The 20,113-nt window shown below is 63.8% G+C and carries 6 protein-coding genes; 5 read left to right on the top strand and 1 reads right to left on the bottom strand.

Annotation, left to right across the window (positions count from 1 at the left end; all coding sequences use genetic code 11):
- Positions 1-9: 9 nt before the first annotated feature.
- The 5 genes from QNM97_RS23140 to QNM97_RS23120 are packed head-to-tail and all read left to right on the top strand — an operon-like array spanning position 10 to position 17,746.
- Positions 10-2,823: a DEAD/DEAH box helicase gene (locus QNM97_RS23140; protein WP_283820503.1), complete on the top strand. Its 2,814-nt coding sequence runs from the start codon at positions 10-12 to the stop codon at positions 2,821-2,823.
- Positions 2,824-2,827: 4 nt separating this feature from the next.
- Positions 2,828-7,543, top strand: a complete 4,716-nt coding sequence (locus QNM97_RS23135; RefSeq protein WP_283820502.1) for an Eco57I restriction-modification methylase domain-containing protein — start codon at positions 2,828-2,830, stop codon at positions 7,541-7,543.
- Entirely contained in the window at positions 7,540-13,803 is a 6,264-nt protein-coding gene (locus QNM97_RS23130; protein ID WP_283820501.1) for a DEAD/DEAH box helicase, read from the top strand. Before QNM97_RS23135 ends, QNM97_RS23130 begins: the two co-directional genes overlap by 4 nt.
- Complete coding sequence (locus tag QNM97_RS23125) at positions 13,800-15,944, top strand: UvrD-helicase domain-containing protein (protein WP_283820500.1); 2,145 nt, start codon at positions 13,800-13,802, stop codon at positions 15,942-15,944. Before QNM97_RS23130 ends, QNM97_RS23125 begins: the two co-directional genes overlap by 4 nt.
- Positions 15,941-17,746, top strand: coding sequence for a UvrD-helicase domain-containing protein (locus QNM97_RS23120; RefSeq protein ID WP_283820499.1), 1,806 nt, complete (start codon positions 15,941-15,943; stop codon positions 17,744-17,746). The genes QNM97_RS23125 and QNM97_RS23120 overlap by 4 nt, the downstream gene beginning before the upstream one ends.
- A gap of 12 nt (positions 17,747-17,758) precedes the next feature.
- Here the strand turns inward: QNM97_RS23120 and QNM97_RS23115 are convergent, their stop codons facing one another.
- Positions 17,759-20,104, bottom strand: a complete 2,346-nt coding sequence (locus QNM97_RS23115) for a GmrSD restriction endonuclease domain-containing protein (protein WP_283820498.1) — start codon at positions 20,102-20,104, stop codon at positions 17,759-17,761.
- Positions 20,105-20,113 lie beyond the last annotated feature (9 nt).

The following is a 20,113-nucleotide window of genomic DNA, read 5'->3' as shown; positions in this document are numbered from 1 at the left end:
GCAGACCACATGGCTGACATCGCCGCAGGTGAGCGCGTCATCGTCCGCGACGAGGAGTGGCTCGTGCGTGCCGTGCGTGCCACCGACCTGGACGGCACGCGCGTCGAGGTCACCGGCGTCAGCGAGTTGGTGCGGGATCAGGATGCGGTGTTCTTCGATCACTCAGAGCTCGATACCGTGCACCGGCTCGATCCGCGAGCGGGCACGCTCGTCGCCGACACGTCACCGGGATTCCGCCGCACGCGCCTGTGGTTGGAGTCGGTGCGACGTGGTAGCCCGATCCCGGCGTCGGACACCCGCATCACCGTCGGCCACGAGGCATTGCTCGACCGGATGGACTATCAGCTCCGGCCGGCCGCGCAGGCACTGAAGAACCTCCGGCCACGCATCCTCATCGGTGATGCCGTCGGACTCGGCAAGACACTGGAGATCGGCATCCTGCTCTCCGAGCTGATCCGTCGCGGACGTGGTGAACGCATCCTCGTGGTCACCCCGCGTGCGGTGCTCGAACAGTTCCAGCAGGAACTGTGGACCCGATTCGCCATCCCGCTGGTCCGATTGGACTCCGCGGGAATCCAGAAGGTCAAGCAGACGCTGCCCAGCTCACGCAATCCCTTCAGCTACTACAAGCGGGTCATCGTCTCCATCGACACACTCAAGAACCCGGCGCGGTACAAGCACCATCTCAAGAGCCAGCATTGGGATGCCGTCGTCATCGACGAATGCCACAACCTGATCAATCGGGGAACGCAGAACAATGAGCTTGCGAGATTACTTGCAGCACAATCAGATGCGTTCATCCTGGCGAGCGCGACGCCACACAACGGCAAGCAGGAATCCTTCGCCGAGCTGATCAACATGCTCGATCCGACGGCCATCGTCGACCCGAACGACTACAAGGCCAAGGACATCGAACACCTCTACGTTCGTCGGCACCGCAACTCCGCCGACGTGAAGCTCGACGTCTCCCACAAGTGGCGTGAGAGACGCAAGCCCGACATCGTCGGGGTGTCGCCGACCATCGCCGAACGAGCCGTGCTGCGCGAACTCGAAGATGTGTGGCTACACCCCACCGGTGACCCGGTCATCGAGGGCAAGGGACGCCAACTGTTCCCCTGGACCCTCTACAAGGCGTTTCTCTCATCGCCACGCGCCTTGCGCGCGAGTATCGCCCGCAGGCTCCGGACCATCGACAACGATAGGGACCGGGAGTCGGTCGCCCTGCAGCGGCTCGATGACCTCGCGGAACGAGCCGAGGCGACCACTCCCGCCAAACTCGAGGAGCTCGTAGCCTATCTGGGCAGGATCGGCGTTGCCGCGTCGTCCGACGAGCGCGTGGTGATCTTCTCCGAACGCATCGACACACTCGACTGGCTGCAGGCGGAACTCCGTCGCAGACTCAAGTTCCCGACCAAGGCGATCAACGGACTCCTGGCGGTGGAGGTGCTGCACGCGGGACTGTCCGACGAGAAGATCCAGGCGGTGGTCGAGGGATTCGGGCAGAAAGCTTCTCCCATCAGGATTCTCATCGCTTCCGACATGGCATCGGAGGGTCTGAATCTGCACAAGGAATGCCACCAGTTGGTGCATTACGATCTGCCGTGGTCGTTCATCCGCATCCAACAGCGCAACGGACGCATCGATCGATACGGCCAACTCCATTCGCCTCAGATCGCGGCGCTCGCGCTTGCCGCTGAGGATGACGTCACCGACGATCTGAACGTCGTCACGAAACTGCTGCAGAAGGAACACGAGGCCAACCGCGCGCTCGGCGACGCCGAGGTCCTCCTCGACCTCCACGACTCCAAGATCGAGGAGGAGACCGTCATGGAGGCCATCCGTACCGGCCGCGACCTCGACGACCTCGTACCCGAGCCCACCCCTGAGAGGCTCAATCCCTTTGCACGACTGATGGTTCAGGGTGGGACCCACGAGAGCGAGCCGGCACCGGAAACCGCGGCCCGGCTGTCGTTGTTCGACGACGACGACAACTACCTGACCGATGAACTCGCCGACATTTCCGCCGACGGCGGTACCGACCTCGACATCCATCGCGAGGACGAACAGGATCTGGTCGCCTTCAAGCCGCCCCAGGATCTTCTCACCCGCTTTCGGGACCTGCCGCCGGACTATCTGCGCGAGCAGGAGATCGAGAAGCGTCTGCGCTTGACGGGCAGCCCTGACCTCGCCAGGGATCGACTGACGCGTGCCCAACGAGCACAAGATAGTTCGTGGCCCGACGTGCACTTCCTGGCCCCCATCCATCCGGTCCTCGACTGGGCAGGGGATCGCGCGATCGGCCGATTCGGGCGCAACGAGATTCCCGTCGTCACCGGCGCCGTCGACCACCCCCATTTCCTCACCCAGGCTGTGTGGTCCAACGATGCAGGCCGTCCCGCCATCGCGCACTGGGGTGCGGTGACCGGCCTTCCCGACGTCCCAGAGGTCGTCGATTTCGAGTTCGTCGTCGAGGTCGCCGGGCTCAGTGAGGCGGCGGGCAACCCAGGGGTACCCGACGACGCCCTCGAGCCGCTCCAACATCTGGTCCCCGCGGCGGTCGACGCAGCCCGTAACCACATCCGTGCCAGACGCGACGACTTCGAACACAATCTGATCGACCGTGTCGAACGCTATCGCGCCGACCTGACCAGGTGGGAACAGGCCGCACTGACCATCGCCGCGGAGCCCGGCAAACGCACGGACGCCCGACTGGAGATCGAACAGACCGCAGGCAGCTGGGCCTCGATCATCGACTCGATGGCCGCATCAGGTGAACCGTTTGTGCGGGTCGTCGGCGTCATCATTCCGAAGCCCAGAGGGTGAGAGCATGTTCGATTCGATCCACAATGTCAACGACTTCCTTTCCGAGCACTGGTTGGCCGAGGTCTTCCCCACCAATCTGAAAAGCCTTGCTCGGCAATGGAAGGAATGGGCCGAGCAGGACAAGCCGACCCCGGTCAAGGGGCTCGCCTCGATCGCGAGCACGTACATCCGCGATCTCGGCGATCTCTCCGCGCTCACCGCCGACACCATCGACGCACGTGTGACCGAGCTGCACGCCACGTTGTTGGCAGCAGTTGGGTTCACCGCGGATCCGGTGACCATCGAGACCACACAGGCCGACACGACGATCGATGTTCCCGTCATCGCGCGCTACCCCAGCACCGGCTCCACCGACTCCCTGCACGTCCTGCAGGCATATCCGGTGGACAACGCCGACGCACTGTTCGGCGGTGACGCAGAACTCGTTGAACCTCTTCGACGCCACGTCACCAGCGAGAAGACCGAGACGATCGAGGGGGTCGGTGAGGCCGTCACGCAACTGTTCGTCAGCGATGCCGCACCCCGCTACCTGCTCGTCGTCGCCGGCGGCGTGGCCCTGCTGACCGACGTCGGCCGATGGTCCGAAGGTCGATATCTCGCCTTCGACGTGGCGACAGCACTGGACCGCCGCGACGAGAAGGCTGGTGGCGAACTCGCTTGGCATGCCGGACTCTGGTCGGCCAACGCCCTGCTCCCCGACGAGGAAGACGGCAAGGCAGAGATCGACCACTACACCGAAAGCTCGGAGAAGCACGCCGTCGGCGTCAGCGAGGACCTCCGTGAAGGCCTGCGCACCTCCATCGAGAAAATCGCCAACGAGGTTCTCACCCGACGCCGCGAGGCGGGCCTACCAGTGGAGGGGATCCCTGAACTCCCACGGGACCTGACCACACAGTCGCTGCGCTTCTTGTACCGAATCCTGTTCCTGCTCTTCGCCGAGGCGCGTCCTGAACTGGGCGTGCTGCCCGTGGGCACCCCGGAGTACGAGTCGGGCTACGGACTCGACCGACTGCGGGAACTCGTCCAAGTGCCCCTCGCCGGACGCTCCGCCGACGGGCACCACCTCCACGAGTCGCTGGATCTGTTGTTCCGGCTGGTCAACACCGGCCACAACGCAGGCGCCCGCGACGTCGACGGAATGGTCTTCGAGCCCTTGCGATCGGATCTGTTCGATCCGGCAAAGACTCCCTACATCGACGGGGAAGGGATGCGGATCAGCAACCGTGTCCTGCAAGAGGTACTCAACCTGTTGCTGCTCTCCAAACCCTCGAAACGCAAAGGTGCCCAGCGCGGCTACATCTCGTATGCACAGCTGGGCATCAACCAGCTGGGTGCCGTCTATGAGGGCCTGATGTCCTACAGCGGCCTCATCGCCGACGACGACATGGTGGAAGTTGCCAAGGACGGCAACGCCGACAAGGGATCGTGGCTGGTTCCCTCCACCAGGTCCGGTGACTACGACGCCGATGACATCGTCTGGCGCGAGGACAGACTCACCGGACGCAAGGACATCGTCCGGCATCCCAAGGGCAGCTTTGTCTTTCGGCTTTCTGGACGGGACCGGCAGCGCAGTGCCTCTTACTACACCCCGGAAGTGCTCACCAAATGCGTGGTCAAACACGCACTCGCAGAGCTCATCACAGAAGACACCACGGCTCAGGACATTCTTGAGTACCGAATCTGCGAGCCGGCCCTGGGAAGCGGCGCCTTCCTCAACGAGGCCATCAACCAATTGGCCGCCGAGTATCTGCGTCGGCGTCAAGACGAACTGCAGACCCCGATCAAACCAGAGGAATACACCACCGAACTCCAGAAGGTGAAGGCCTATCTGGCGTTACACCGGGCGTACGGTGTGGACCTCAACTCCACGGCCGTCGAGCTCGCCGAGGTCTCGTTGTGGCTCAACGTGATGCACAGCGGCCTGCAGGCGCCGTGGTTCGGATTGCACCTGCGTCGTGGCAACTCGTTGATCGGCGCACGACGCGCCACCTACGACCTGACCTCGCTGGGGCGAGCCAAGAAGAGCTGGCTGAAGACACCACCCACCGATCGCCCTCTGTCGGAGGGATTGATCGGCGACGGCGAGATCCATCACTTCCTCTTGCCCGCCGAAGGCTGGGCCGCGGTTGCCGACGCCAAGCAGGCGAAGGAACTCGCGCCCGATGCAGCGGCAGCGCTCCGAGAATGGCGCAAGAGCGTCACCAAGAAGCCGAACCAGAAGCAGACAGACCGCCTCAAGGCGCTCGCGACTCGAGTGGAACGTCTGTGGGCGTTGGTGTTACGGCGTCTGGAGATCAGTGAGCAGCAGATCTCCCGCCAGATTGACGTCTGGGGAGCCGACTTGCCCGTCGTGGAAGGCGCGGTGGACCGCGAACGTGTGGAGCGCGAGCTCCACGATCCAGAGGGACCATACGAGCGCTTGCGCCTGGCGATGGATGCCTGGTGCGCCCTTTGGTTCTGGCCCCTCACCGGTTCCGTCGCAGATGACGAACAGGGTCACCCCGGACCTCCGGGGCTCGACGAGTGGATCGTCACCCTGGAAGAACTTCTTGGCGCCGCGGGTATCAAAAAGGTTGAAGCCGGCCAGAGTTCGTTCCAAGACCTCGCCGAGGGATTCGAAGAACTCGCGCAGATCGACGATCAGGACCGCCAGTTCTCCGGCATGCGAACCATCCCGGAGCTGCTCTTGCGTCACCAATGGCTCGGTACGGCAAGGGAGATTGCGCAGGACCAGGGATTCTTCCACTGGGAGCTGGACTTCGCCCAAATCTTCCAGCGGGGAGGGTTTGATTTGCAGGTGGGAAATCCGCCATGGGTGAAGCCTACGTGGATGGACGATGCGGCCCTTGCGGAGTACGATCCCTACTTCTTGCTGCAGGACAAGATTCCCGCCCTGGTGTTTAATCGGCGGCGCGAGCTTGTACTGCAAATTCGTGGTGCCGAAGCAGGCTATTTGACAGCTCTTACCGATTGGGCTGGCACTTCTGCATCACTCAGCTCTTCCGTTGATCATCCTGTGCTGGCGGGGGTTCAGACGAATCTCTACACGAACTTTATGGAGCGTGTATGGAGAAATTCTGCGCCCCAGGGTGTTTCAGGATTGCTGCACCCAGAGACTCACTTTTCCGATCCCAAGGCGGGCGTGTTGCGGAATCAAGCCTATGGCAGGCTACGGCGGCACTGGCAATTCATCAACGAAATGCAGCTATTCGAAGAGATACATCACATGAATCTCTTCGGTGTCCACATCTATGGGCGGGTAACCGCGATAGCGTTTGAGCAGTGTTCAGGTTTGTTGACTCCCTCGACTCTGAACGATTCGATCTCCGGCTTAGGAACTGAGCTCCCAGGTATTCAGCTGCACGCGGGAGGGTGGGATACGCGTCCGCATCCTGACCGGATTGTTTCTGTGACTGGAGTGGTGCTGGCCGGCTGGGTCAAGCTTTTCGACCCAGCCGGGACAAGAGCTTCGGAGGCTCGGTTGTTGCGGCCGCTCACGAAGCAACATGAAGAAGTGATCGGTGTGTTCGCAGGCTCGCAGAGCAGATTATCGGATCTAGGATATCGGTGGACTAGGTGCTTTGAGGAGGACAAGGGAAAGCGGGATGGCTTTATCGAGTGGAAGACGGTCACCGCGCGCTCATGGGAGGAGGTAGTCCTACAGGGGCCGCATTTCACTGTGGCGAATCCATATGCGCGTCAACCCAATGACCCATGTCGGAATAATAACGATTACACCACCTGGGACCTCGAATCCCTTCAGGAGTCGGTGATCCCGCGAACCAACTATCAGCGGGCGTGCGACCGCGACACCTACGACGCCGGCATCCCGAAGTGGGGGGATCGGCCGGCGACCGAATACTGGCGGGTGGCGTGGCGTCGGATGACCCAAGCAGGACTCGAGAGGTCTCTTCATGCTGCACTGATCCCGCCCGGTCCTGCGCACGTGGACGCTGTTCATACTGCGGCGATAGAGCCGCTGAGCAGCGACAGAGCGCCAAGTATTGATGGGCAACCGGTTGAGGGAGTTTCGCGCACCGCATTGACTGCAGGACTCTGGTCCTCGTTGGCATATGACTATCTGGTGAAGGTCAGCGGCGCCAGCAAAGTCAATGCTGAGATGGTCGACCGATTCCCGGCGCCAGTCGATCACCCGGCCGCCACCCAGCTACTGCTCCGCACACTCCGTCTGAACTGCTTGACGCGCGACTACCAACCGCTGTGGGATGCGCTGTACGAACAGGGATTCGCCACCGACATGTGGACCGCGCCTTTCGGCGGCCAGCTCAAGCAACTCGGGGTTCCAGAGCCCCAATGGTCGATGAACACTCCGCTCCGCACCGACTTCGAGCGTCGCGCCGCACTGGTCGAGATCGATGCACTCTCGGCCCTGATGCTGGGGCTGACCGCAGAGCATCTCGCGCTCATGTTCCGCGCGCAGTTCCCCGTGCTCCGCAAGTACGAGTACGAGATGTATTTTGACGCCAACGGTCGCAAGATCGCAAAAGATCATCACGCACAAGGGGTTCAACAACGGAAAGAAGATTTCAAGCTCCTGCAGGAATGGATGATCGGCGGCGACCACGGTGACTTGCTGGACCGCTATACACCTTTCGAGCCAGACGCGGAGCACGCAGAGCCCTGGTTCTACAAGCCCGACCGTGAGGCGGAGATGCGCGCGGCCTATGCGGAGTTCGAGCAGCGATTGGCGGATGGATGACGCTCGCGCCACCCAGCCTCCCGTCGTTGTTGGCGTCGGAGACGCAGGAATCAATCGTCGAATACCTGACGACGACCTTTGCCCTCTCCGACCCCGCGACCCAGACGGTGTTGCGTGACTTCCTCGGTGATGCCGACACCGGGATCTTTCGTGGGCCCTACCTCAAGATCCGCACCCCGTACCAGCCCGTCGGTGACGGTTGGGTTTCACCGCTGGATTGGATGCCGTCGGGGTTCCGACCTTTCCGACATCAGGCAGAGGCATTCGGGCGCCTCTCCACCAACGGCAAGGTGGCCGAGCCGACGATCGTCACGACCGGTACCGGATCGGGAAAGACGGAGTCCTTTCTCGTTCCGCTCCTGGACCATTGCAAGAGAGCAGCGGCCCGGGGCGAGCGGGGAATCAAGGCGATCATCCTGTACCCGATGAATGCCCTCGTCACCGATCAAGCTCGTCGCCTTGCCGACTATCTGCATGGAGATGAGCGCCTCGCCGGCGTGAGTGCCGGTGTCTACATAGGCGGCGAGGGCAAACGAAGACATCCCAGTCGCCACGCGCTGATCGATCACAGGGACACCCTGCGCGCCAACCCACCCGACATCCTGCTCACCAACTACCGGATGCTCGATCTGCTCTTGCTGCGCCAGGCCGACACCCGCCTGTGGGACAACGCGACGACCACACTGCAGTATCTGGTGCTCGATGAGTTCCACACCTACGACGGAGCCCAGGGCACCGACGTCGCCATGCTCATCCGCCGTCTCGGTTCCCGGTTGGGACTGGAAGGTGCGGACGGCCCGCTGGGCCGGGTCACCCCGGTCGCCACCTCGGCCACTCTTGGTGGTGGCTCGAAATCCGTCGAACTCCGTCGCTTCGCGAGCACCGTGTTCGGCTCCGATTTCGGGTCCGATTCGGTCGTCGGGGAGACCTCGTTGGCACCCACCGACGTTGTCCGCGAGGTCGATTTCACCCTGGACATCCCCTCGGTCGCCGAGATCCTGGCCGTGCCAGAACCCGTCGCCGACGACCCGGCCTCGTGGGAGCCACTCGCACGTACCGTCTTCGCCGGCGGGCAATCAGGAGCCGAGGACTTCTCCGATCCCGTCACCATCGGTGGTGCACTGCGCCGACACTTCCTCACCCGCGTCGTCATCGACGTCCTGGGCGCGCAGCCCCGTACCGTTGCAGACGCAGTCCTCGACGTCGCGCAGGCGGGCATCCTCCCGTGGGGAGTGCACAACTCGACGGCCCCACGCGAGGCGCAGACCGCGCTGCTCAGATTCCTTGCGCTGCTATCGATAGCGCGAGTGCGAGACGTCTCCGGATCGCTGCGCCCTCTGGTCAATGTTCAGGTCCAGATGTGGGTACGGGAACTCAGCCGCATGCTCCGACTGGTCTCCGACACCCCCGACTTCCGTTGGTGGCACTCGGGTCCCGCCGAAGGACAACGACATCTGCCCGCGACCTACTGCCGAGTGTGCGGACGATCCGGATGGATGGCCGCGACCACCGAACTCGGCGACAGCCTCTCCGGTGAATCACCGGCCATCTGGCGCAACAGCGCGCGATCCGGCAGCCGTGCGAAAAACCGCGTGATGCTCGCAGCCAACCCGACCGAAGACGGGGTTCGTCACCTCGACCCCGAAACCCTCGAGGTGCATGCGGTGCCGCGCGAGGGCACCGTGGCCGTTCACATCTCCATCGACGATGAGGACGCCGCGGGTGAGGTGTGTCCATCATGCGGCGCCCGAAATGCGATCCGGTACATGGGCTCGAGCGTCGCAACCCTGCTCAGTGTCGGCCTCACCACGGAGTTCGGTTCACGTCTGCTCCCTGATGCGGAGAAGAAGACACTCGTCTTCACCGACTCAGTCCAGGACGCCGCCCACCGCGCCGCATTCATCGAGGGCCGCGCCTTCGCGTTCAACTTCCGCTCGGCTCTGTACGCCTGTGTGGAGGACGGGAACCGAACCCTGGCCGAGGTCGGGCAAGCACTCGCCACCCGGGCCACCACCGACGAGCTGTACGCCATCACCCCGCCCGATTTTGCCCGGCGCCTCACCACCGACGCCGACTGGCTGGACCACGACGACGGAACCCTGCGACGGATCCTGGCCACCAGACTCGCTTTTCAATCCCAACTCGAGGTCGGACTGGGCACACGCACCGGCCGCACACTCGAACTCACGTCCTCACTGGCCGTCGATGTCGACGTCGACCTCGCGTATTTCGGCGCGGCTGCACGCGACGTCCACCAGAACCTGCCCCAACTGAGCCTGACCGACCTTCCCGACGACGCGTCCTATCGCACCTGGCTGCTCGGACTGCTCGACCACCTCAGAACCGGCGGTGGCATCCTCCACCCGTGGCTGACGACCTACATCACGCAAGAGGGCAAGCGGTGGTCGATCTGGGGAGGTAGCGCCGACGGCATGCCCAAGTTCCCACGCGGTCGACCGGCGCCGTCGTTCTACACCACGGGTACCGCGGGAGAGACCGACTTTCAATCACTGAGTCCGCGCGGCGAATCCTGGCTGACCGACTGGACCAAGAGATGCCTGGGAGTCACCGCAGGCGAGGCGAGAGCCATGCTCATGAGCGTCGTCGCACTGCTCGCCGGCGAAAACGGACCCCTGCGCGACCGCGCAGGGGAGAAAGGCGCGCGCATCTTTGGCCTCGATCCGCAGTCGGTGACGCTCCACACCGACGAGCTCGGGCGGCTGGTGTGCCCCACGTGTCACCATCTCCAACCATGCTCTGCCTCTCGCATCGAGATCTGGGAGAACGCACCATGCCCCCGGATGCGGTGCACCGGACGGCTCGAACCAGCCGAGATCCCGGCCGCGAATTTCTACCGGACGATGTACCGAGGCGGTCGCATCCGTCGCATCGTCAGCGCCGAACACACCGGCCTCCTGGGACGAGACGAGCGTGAAGAGGTCGAAACCCGATTCAAGGTCGGCGGCTCGGCGTCGGATCCCAACATCCTCGCGTGTACACCGACACTCGAACTCGGCATCGACATCGGAGATCTGAGCACCGTGTCGTTGGCCTCGCTGCCACGCTCGACCGCCGGCTACCTACAGCGAGTCGGTCGTGCGGGCCGTTCCACGGGCAATGCATTCGTGTTCGCGGCCGTACCCACCTCACCGCGAGACCTTTACTACTTCGCCCAACCCGAGCATCTACTCGCCGGCGAGGTACTACCACCCGGCGCGTATCTGGAGGCCACCGAACTCCTGCAACGCCAATACCTGGCGTTCTGCCTCGACCGGATCGCCGGCGGCGCTCTGCGTATCGGGCCCCCGATGCCGGCGAGATTGGCCGACTGCCTCGACAACGGCATGGATGAAGGCCGATGGCTACGCGGCGTCGTCGACACCTGCACGGCCGGAGCCGCGAAGCTGTCCGCCGACTTCCGGGGTCTCTTCGGTGAGCACCTCAGTGATCTCGCACGAGAACAGTTGGGCGACTTCGCATCCGAAGGCCTTCGTCTGCGGGTGGCGGCCGTCGCTGCGCGATGGGTGGAGGAGACCGACGAGATCCGGGACCGGATGAGCGCCCTCTCGGAGGCGATCGCCGTCCTCGACGGTCACGGCCACCTCGACGATGCCCAGCGCGAAGACCGCAAGCGTTGCGCGGGCGAGTTCAAGGCACTCTCGGATCAGCTCTACGACCGCGCCACGATCGAGACGCTGACCGGGCTCTCCGGGGTGGGGCTGTTGCCGAACTACAACCTCCTCGATGACTCCACGACCCTCGACGTGCACCTCTGGTGGACCGTCGGACGAGAGGGCAACACCTCACAGGGGGACAAACCCCAGACCGAGGCCCTCGACCTCACCTATGAGCGGGGCAGCTCCACCGCATTGACCGAACTCGCGCCCGGCGCCTACTTCTACGCAGGCGGAAAGCGCGTCGAGATCGACGCCATGGACATCGGGCCCGCAACCAAGCCACACTGGCGCCGAACCCGGCTCTGTCCTGATTGTGGTTGGGGGACAACTGACTCCGCAACCGTACCGTCGTGCCCGCGTTGCCATTCCGGTGCGGTGTCGGACTCGGGTTCGGTCCACAAGGTGCTCGAACTGCGCAAGGTGTCGGCGGTTCACCGACTCGACGACGTCCTCATCGACGAGGAGGTGGAGGACCGCACGAGGACCTTCTTCGGCACCATCACCGGTGTCGACATCGAACCCGAGGACATCAATCGGGCGTGGCGGCTCAAGAACACGGCGTTCGGAGCCGAGTATGCGCGGTCGGCGACGATCAGGACCGTCAACACCGGCTACGGCGATGCGCCCGGCGAACAGATCACCATCGCGGGCGAGGCCCGCACCGCACCGGGTTTCACCACCTGTGAACACTGCGGGGTGGTGGCGCCCGGACCCAACTCCACGGACAAGGTCCGCCACCGCGGCTATTGCGTCACCCGTCGAGATGGGACCGAGAAATGGACGCGCCTGCTGCTGTCGCACGAACTGCGTACTCAGGCCGTCCGACTCCTGCTGCCCGTGTCGCTGCTGAACTTCGAGACGACCCTCGCCTCGTTCAAGGGCGCACTGCTCCTGGGACTGCGCAAGGACTTCGGCGGCGACCCGCAGCACCTGGCGGTCGTGGCCTCCAGCATGAGTGACACCCAAGGGGCCACCCGCCGGTTTCTCGTGCTCCACGACACGCTTCTTGGCGGAACGGGATACCTCGACAGGTTCGGCGACCCACAACGCATGCATCAGATCCTGTCCCTCGCCAGAGACGCACTTGCACAGTGCCCGTGCAGAACCGAAGAGCAGCAGGCGTGCCACCGTTGCCTCTACGGGGTGTTGCCGGCCCGGGACATGGAACACGCATCTCGCGAAGCCGCATTACGGTTGATCGAGGAGTTCCTGTCCGAGTGGGATGTCGAGAGCATCGGGACGGTCACCGGAATCGACATCGGCAAGGTGCAACTCAGCGAGTTGGAGATCCGATTCCGCGAGTTGCTCAAGTCCCGGTTGGACGCGCGAGAAGGGGCGTCTTACGAGGTCGCGCTCGGCGGCAAGGGCGAGGAACTCGACATCCGGATACCGGCCCCTGACGGCCGGACGCGGCGCTGGCGGATGCGTCCGCTGGTTCAGATGAGCCACTGCGGCGTGGCGACCGAGCCCGACTTCCTGTTCACCCGCGTTGACGCCCAGACCGCCGACGTCGCCATCTATCTGGACGGCAAGCAGTTCCATGCGAGCGTCGAGCACAATCGCACCGACGACGATGCGCGCAAGCGTGACGCGTTGCGGCGCTCCGACATCCGGGTCTGGTCGATCTCATGGGATGACGTCATCGCCTATGAGACGGGCTCGGCCAAGCAGCGTTCCGCCGACATCGTCCATCAGCACATCAAGAATCTCGTTGCCGAGAACGTGTCCGACAACCGTGTGCGTCACATCTGGGCCAACCCCATCGAGTTCCTGCTCGAATACCTCGCCGACCCCGATGCCACGGTTTGGGGAGAAGGGGCAGAGGCCACCGTCTTCGAATTGGTGACCGGCCCGGCCGAGCACGGCACCGCCCCGCACTTCCGGGTGGCACCGTCGGAACTGGCCACCGCTCTGATCGACGCGGCCGCCGGGGCGGCGATGACGGATGACGAGACCGGCGCGGTCATGGTCGTTCCCCGCCACGGGCTCAGCGGTCTCCCACTGATCATCTGCGCAGAACCGGAGTCCTTCCGGACCACGCTCGGGGTGTTCACACTTCTCGACGACCGGGCGAACGTGGTCGGCGGACCAGAGCACGACGCACGGTGGCGGGCCTGGCTGCGGTGGTCCAACATCCTGCAGTTCCTCACACTGCCGCGCTACGGCGACCTCATGCCCCAGCGCATGGCCGCGATATGGACCACCAGGTCGGTCGATGACTTCCTCGCCGTTCCAGTGCCGTTGGCGATCACCGCACGCGGTCGCGCCGACATGATCATCCCTCTGTCCGGGGAATGGGAGATCGTCCGCGAGTATGCCGATCCCGTCGTCGACGATTTGGTCACCGGTTTGGCCCAGGCCGGTCTCGCGGCCCCCGAGGTTGGATTGGAACTGGGCTCCGACGAGTCGATCTGGCAGGTCGAATTGGGTTGGGAACAACCGAAGGTGGCCGTGGTGACCGATGTCGACGAGGCTCGCGAGGCATGGTTGGACGACAACGGTTGGAAGGTGTTCCGCGTGGACACCGCGACAGGTGCCGGTGTGGACGACGTCGCCACAGCTCTGACGGAAGGGACACGATGACCCGATATGTGCAGATGCACGAAATGTTCCAGGGCTCCTACAACAAGCTCGACGGAAGCATCAAGTCCCGCGTCCTGAACTTCATGGTCAAGCTCCAACAGGACCCCGACGGAACCGGACTGGATTTCAAGCAGCCAAAAGGGGCGGCCGACAAGCACATTCGGACCGCCCGCGTCACCGACAACTACCGTGCCGTATTGATGGACCCGGGCGGGGAGTCCGCCCTCTACCTCATCGCGGTGATGAAGCACGACGATGCGTATGAGTTCGCCGAGAAGGTCACCATTCAGGTCAATGAGAAGACCGGGGCTGCCGAACTTTTCGACAAGGTGGCGTTGAAGACCGCGGTGGACACAGCACCCGTCGCCCAGCCGAGCGAACAACCATTCATGCCATCGACCGTCCGCACCTCGGACCTCGAACGCTTCGGCGTGGAACCCGGGATCGCCGAGCGCCTCACCGAGGTGACCGGCGAAGAAGCCTTCCTGGCCATCGCGGGCGCGCTTCCGTCCACGCAGGGCGGAGCCGTCCTCGACCTCGCCTTCGGCAAGAGCCCCGATGACGTGTGGAAGGACTACGCCCTCCAGGAACCCGGGCCCATCGACACCGACGACCTGGAGAAGGCGCTCGAACGCCCCATCTCCCGGCTCGCATTCACCGCCGCGGCCGGCGACAACGAGGCCGAGCTGCGCGCCGTGCTCGAAGGAGATTTCGCGAAGTGGCGCGTGTGGCTGCATCCGCTGCAGCGTGACCTGGCCACCCATGATGGGTGGAACGGTCCGTTCCGTGTCACCGGTGGCGCAGGGACCGGCAAGACCGTCACCGCCTTACACCGTGCCCGTCATCTCTCCCGACGCATCGAGGACAGCGGCAGTGGCGAGAAGGTGCTGCTCACCACCTACACCCGAAACCTTGTGCGAGACATCGAAGCCCAGCTGATCATGTTGGCCGGCAAGGAGATCACCGGCCTTGTCGACGTCCTCAATGTCGACGCACTGGCGCGTAAGGTTCTCACCGCCGGCGACAACGGTCGCGCCCTCGTCAATTCCTCGACCCTCGTGCAGGACAGCGACACCCGGGTTGCGCAGCTGTGGGTCACCGCCGCCCAGACGGCAACCGGGACGTGGGAGCCGGGCTTCCTTTCTGACGAATGGGCGCTCGTGGTGTTGGGCAACTCCATCGAGGACGAGGCCGGGTACCTTCGTGTACCCCGGACGGGTCGCTCACAGCGACTCTCCAGACCCCAGCGTGCCGACGTCTGGAAGGTCGTCGAACACTTCCAACGCCTCATGCGGGCAGAGGGACTCATCACCTTCACCGAGCTCGCGGCGCGCGCTGCATCGGCCCTCGCCGCGGACCCGGGACTGCGCGACAGGTTCGGCTACCGGAACGCTGTCATCGACGAGGCCCAGGATCTGCATCCAGCCCACTGGAAGATGCTGCGCGCTCTCGTCGCGCCGGGCACCGACGACCTCTTCATCGTCGGCGACGCGCACCAACGTATTTACGGCCGCCCGACACCGTTGTCCCGCTACGGAATCGAGACTCGAGGACGATCGCGACGGCTCACGATCAACTATCGCACGAGTCGCGAGATCCTTCGGTGGACTCTGCGAATGGCCGACCCCGACGTCGACGACCTCGACGTGGACTCCGACACCCTCCAAGGCGCCCGATCGGTGTTCGGGGGACCCGAGCCGGAAATGCTCGGTTTCGATTCTCACGGTGAGGAGAACAACGGAATCGGGACCCTGATCAAGACCTGGCGGGCAGAGGGGCTGGAACTTCGCGACATCGCGGTGTTCACCTACGAAAGACGTTATGTCGACGAGATATGCTATGCCCTCGAGTCCGAAGGGGTACCCAGCGCTGCCGTAGGGCCGAACACGGCGGAAGAGAAACTGGGTGATGTGGTTCGTGTGATGACCATGCACCGCGCCAAGGGCCTCGAATATCGAGGCGTGGTCCTCGCGCGGATGGGCGAGAAGGACTTCCCGCCTCCAATTCTGCTCCGGAAAGAGGGCGACGAGCTCAGCCGCGAGCGGAAGAAACTGCGAAGTGTTCTCTACGTTGCCGGTTCGAGAGCGCGTGAACGGATGGCGATCGCCTACACCGGCAAGCCTGCGAAGATGCTCTCATGACCGAGACAACGACCGCGGAAGGCGCCGTCGAGTTCGAACTCGACCAATCGCAGCGGGTGGTTGCAGAGGCTTCCGCCGATGCGCGGCTCCTGGTGATCGCGGGAGCGGGACAGGGCAAGACCGAGGTGGTGGCCTCTCGGATCGAGTACCTCGTCGAGGACGAGGGGCTCTCGGCGTCGACCGAGATCTTGGTGTTGAGCTTCTCGCGAGCTGCGGTGCATGCGGTGCGAACGCGGCTCGACGGGCGCGAGATCGCGCGGACCGACGTTCGGACCTTTGATTCGCTCGCGTCCTATCTGCTGTCGCAGAACGGGATCGAACCCGCCGGGGATTTTGACGAGAGGGTTCGGGCCGCCACCAAGCTGTTGACGACGGCGGACGAAGTCGAGGGTGTGGAGGACATCGCGCACGTCATCCTCGATGAGGTACAGGACCTCGTCGGCGATCGTGCGGAAATGGTGTTGGCGTTGCTCTCGCGCCTGGGCGAGGCCGCGGGATTCACCGCTCTGGGTGATCCCTTGCAAGCCCTGTACGACTTCACCCTCGAGGATTCGCGGAGCAAGCTCACGTCGCGGGAGTTCGTCGACACCCTGACGAATTCTTTTGGTGCCACCATGCTGAGCCTGGAACGCAACTACCGGGCTCGTGGCGAGTTCTCGCGCGGTGTGATCGAACTGGGCAACAGGGTGAGAGACCAGAGAAGGGACCGAGCGGCCCAGATCATCACCGAGTTCGAGAGCACGTTGCCGCACTCCGGGGTGATACGGGATTGGAACTTTCTCGACGACGACTCAGCCGGCCGGACGGCTGTCCTGTGCGCGACGAACGGTGAGGTGCTGAGGGTATCCAGGTTCCTCACGAAGCAGGGCGTCGATCATGTCGTCCGACGGCCTGCGCAGGACTTCGGCGCAGCCAAATGGATCGCGGAGCTGTTCGAGGGCTTCGAGGGGCCGGAGCTGGCCAGGTCCGATGTCGAGTCGGTGATCGAGAAGAAGCTCGCGGCCCGAATCCGGGATGAGGCATGGTATCTGCTCAAAGGTGCCGAAGGGCGTACTCGAACCATGAACCAGCTGAACCTCCCTCGGCTGCGCAGCTTGATATCGACCCACACGATGCCGCTGACTCTGACCCAGCCCGACCGAGCCCACGTGATCGTCTCCACGATCCACCGGGCCAAGGGCCTCGAGTTCGAACGCGCGTACTTCGTGCACCCCAACAGCCCCATGGACGACCAGGACGACTGGCCCGCCATCCGCCGGCGATATGTTGCGCTCAGCCGAGCGCGTGACGTGGTCGCGGTCATCGACATTCCCACCGAATGGGTGTGGTTCGACCATCGGGATGGGCGGCAGCGCGAGCGCCGAAAAGGCAAGTCCGGGAAGCATTACACCGTCGCGATCGAGCTCGGCGGGCGTGATGTGGTGGATACCAAGCCACTACAGGGAGACCCGCATAGGGCGCGTGAGATCCAGTCGAATCTGACCGGCGTATCGCCGGGGCAGGAGATCTTCGGCGTCTTCGACCCGGCGCAGTCGACCGCGGATGAACCCATCTTTTCGTTGGGTACAGCGGGCGGAGCCGAACTCGGATTCACCGACATATGGTTCGGTAGGGCGCTCGCCTACAACTTCGGTTGGCGGCGTGAGTTCCGCGATGGTTGGGATGGAACTGTCATCGATGGCGTACGCCTCGTGTCCGTCGAGACGGTCGCGGGAGACCCGCGACTGACGGAGGCTGCCGGGCTGGGTTCCTCGGGATTCTGGTTGGTACCCAGGGTTTTCGGGCTGGTCACCCCCCATTGAACCCGTGGCCGATCAGGCGTGTCGTCGCCGGAACTCCTCACGTACCTGCTCGAGTGTCTGGCCGGTGCGCTCGAGGCGCCAGTCTCGCCAGCCGTTCCTGCTGGAGCCGGTCAGATCACTCAGTGCACCGGACGGGCTGTTGTACTCGCGACCTCCGGCCAGTATTCGTCCGCCACGATTGATGCGGGCCGCGAACAATCGGCCCTTTCGTGGCTGCTCGTGGTAGATCCGGTCGTCCTCCTTGATGAGGCCGGCGAGCATGAGGTCTCCGATCGTCTCCTCGTAGGACGCTCGGGTGCCGGTGTCGCCCGACGGTGGAGATGAATCAACGCTCGAGAAGAGGGGCCCGCCGTTCGGCGACGTTCGGCCATCCTGTCCGCTGTCGTCGGGGGACACGGCTTCATCGGCCGGCCGAACCTTCTCGATATAGAGGGTTCCGGCGATCTCGCGAAAGACGAAGCCGGCCAGAGGATCGCGGGTCAACACGTTCAGGGCGCCGTCATCGTTCGGTGCGATGGTCGACACGCGGTCCTCCACGCGGGACACCGAGCCCACCGGGAGATCGTCGAAGAATGCCTCGATGTCGGCCCAGGCCGACTGCACCCAGTCATCGGGCTCGTCGACAACCGGGGGCTCGGTGGCCGTCGCTGTCTCCGTGTCGACGGCCGGTCCCGTATCAGGGTGGGGCCAGGTTCGGCAGAAGCCATCGGCCATTCGGGCACCACGCACGCTGATCGCAACCTCGTCCAGGTTCTCCGGGAGCTGCTGATTCAACGCGAGCGGTGACATGGAAAGAATGGAACGTCTTGCTGCCCAGCTGGTTTGGCGAGACAAGGGACGGGTCTCCGAAACCAGGGTCAGATTGCCCAACGATCCACGCGTCGTCTCGTCGATGAAGTCGGCCGAGTCCGCGAGCAGGGCGTAATCGAGGGCGTGCAGGTCCGAGTTGTCGTTCACCTGATCGTGAAGTCCCACCTCGCATCCTCGCAGGACCAGTCTGATCCGTGCGCGGGTCAGATTCTTGAAGATCGGGGCGGAGACGAGGGCCTCGCGGATCTCGCCGTCCGTGGGCCAGCGTCCCGACTCGGATGCGTTGTCGAGGAAGAACTCTCGCACAACGGGAGCGAGCGGTTGCTGGCTCCCTTTCAGGGTCTGCAGCAAGTCCAACAGCATGCGGTTGTAGTTCTTGCTGGTCGACCGGAGTACCGCGCGTCGAACCAACCACGACTCGATGTATCCGAAGGACTCGGCACGGTCGTCGGGGGTGGCGGTGCGATCGAGGTGGAGGACCACCGGTGACAGCACGGTGGTATCCAGCGTCTCCGCGGTCCGCAGAAGGCGATCGTGTGCGTCGTCTCCCGAGGGTTCGATGATCTTCCGATAGAGATCGCTGCATTCGGCGATCTCTCGGGTGAGCGACTCCAATTCCTCTCGTGACATCCCCGCGGACAGATCCTTGAAGCGTGTGAACAAGCCGCTCGCGAGTACCTCGTCACCTGTTCGCATGGTGAGGAAGTGTGCGAAGAACGCATCGACCCGCGTTCTGATGAGGCGTCCCTGGCGCACGTCTGCCTGCCAGAAGGGGGTCTCGAGCCTGCGCCAGTGGTCGTCGAAGATCTGCTCGACGTCGGCGCCGGCACGTTCCAGCAGTTGGAACAGTGAATTCTTGACCAAGTCGCTGGGCAGCAGAGGTGTCCCGCGGTCGTTGAGGCTCTCGAAGATGACCTGCGCGTTGTCATTTGCGGCGAGTTCGATCACGACCAACTGCAGCCCTGTCCGTAGGGCGTGGACGAGCGACTGGATTCGGGCGCGGTCCTGATCGACGTCGGTGAGCCACTCGAGCGTGGCTTCGTAGAAGAACTGGTACGCGTCGAGGAGCCGCGAATCCTGATCTTCGACGGGACTCCGGCGGTCGACGATCCCTGCGAACACACGTCGATCACGAAGCGTCGGCCAGACCTTGTACGGGGCGAACTCGGCGGTCGAGAGTTGATCCTCGTTGGTGACGAGTTTGTTCAGCGCCTTGGTGAACGCCTTTTCCACCTCCGCGGTCTCGAACGCATCGCGAATCGCGCAGAGCGCGATCTGGAGCGTGGTGATCCGCTGTTGTCCGTCGATGACCTGGAGCACGCTGATATCCGCCGCGTCCTTGTCCGTCGAATCGAGGACAACCGCGCCCAGGAAGTGCGGTTCCGTAGCTTGGCCTGCCGCGAACGATTCCGACATCGAGATCACGTCGGCCCACAGGGGTTCCCAGTTCTTCACCCTGTCCCACACGTATGGACGCTGGAATACCGGCACCACCAGACACTGCTCGCCCTCGAACAATTCGCGGACAAGTTTGGCCTCGGCCTTCATATGCTGAAC

Origin of the sequence: Gordonia sp. L191 (assembly GCF_030077625.1) — a bacterium.
Classification (GTDB): domain Bacteria; phylum Actinomycetota; class Actinomycetes; order Mycobacteriales; family Mycobacteriaceae; genus Gordonia; species Gordonia polyisoprenivorans_A.
Note: the sequence above shows the minus strand (reverse complement) of the source record. Positions and strands in the feature narration are given on the sequence as shown.

What these genes read in the sequence shown, in the direction of transcription:
- QNM97_RS23140 (WP_283820503.1), top strand. Translation starts at nt 10, where the DNA reads ATGGCTGACATCGCCGCAGGTGAGCGCGTCATCGTCCGCGACGAGGAG.
- QNM97_RS23135 (WP_283820502.1), top strand. Translation starts at nt 2,828, where the DNA reads ATGTTCGATTCGATCCACAATGTCAACGACTTCCTTTCCGAGCACTGG.
- QNM97_RS23130 (WP_283820501.1), top strand. Translation starts at nt 7,540, where the DNA reads ATGACGCTCGCGCCACCCAGCCTCCCGTCGTTGTTGGCGTCGGAGACG.
- QNM97_RS23125 (WP_283820500.1), top strand. Translation starts at nt 13,800, where the DNA reads ATGACCCGATATGTGCAGATGCACGAAATGTTCCAGGGCTCCTACAAC.
- QNM97_RS23120 (WP_283820499.1), top strand. Translation starts at nt 15,941, where the DNA reads ATGACCGAGACAACGACCGCGGAAGGCGCCGTCGAGTTCGAACTCGAC.
- QNM97_RS23115 (WP_283820498.1), bottom strand. Translation starts at nt 20,104, where the DNA reads ATGAAGGCCGAGGCCAAACTTGTCCGCGAATTGTTCGAGGGCGAGCAG.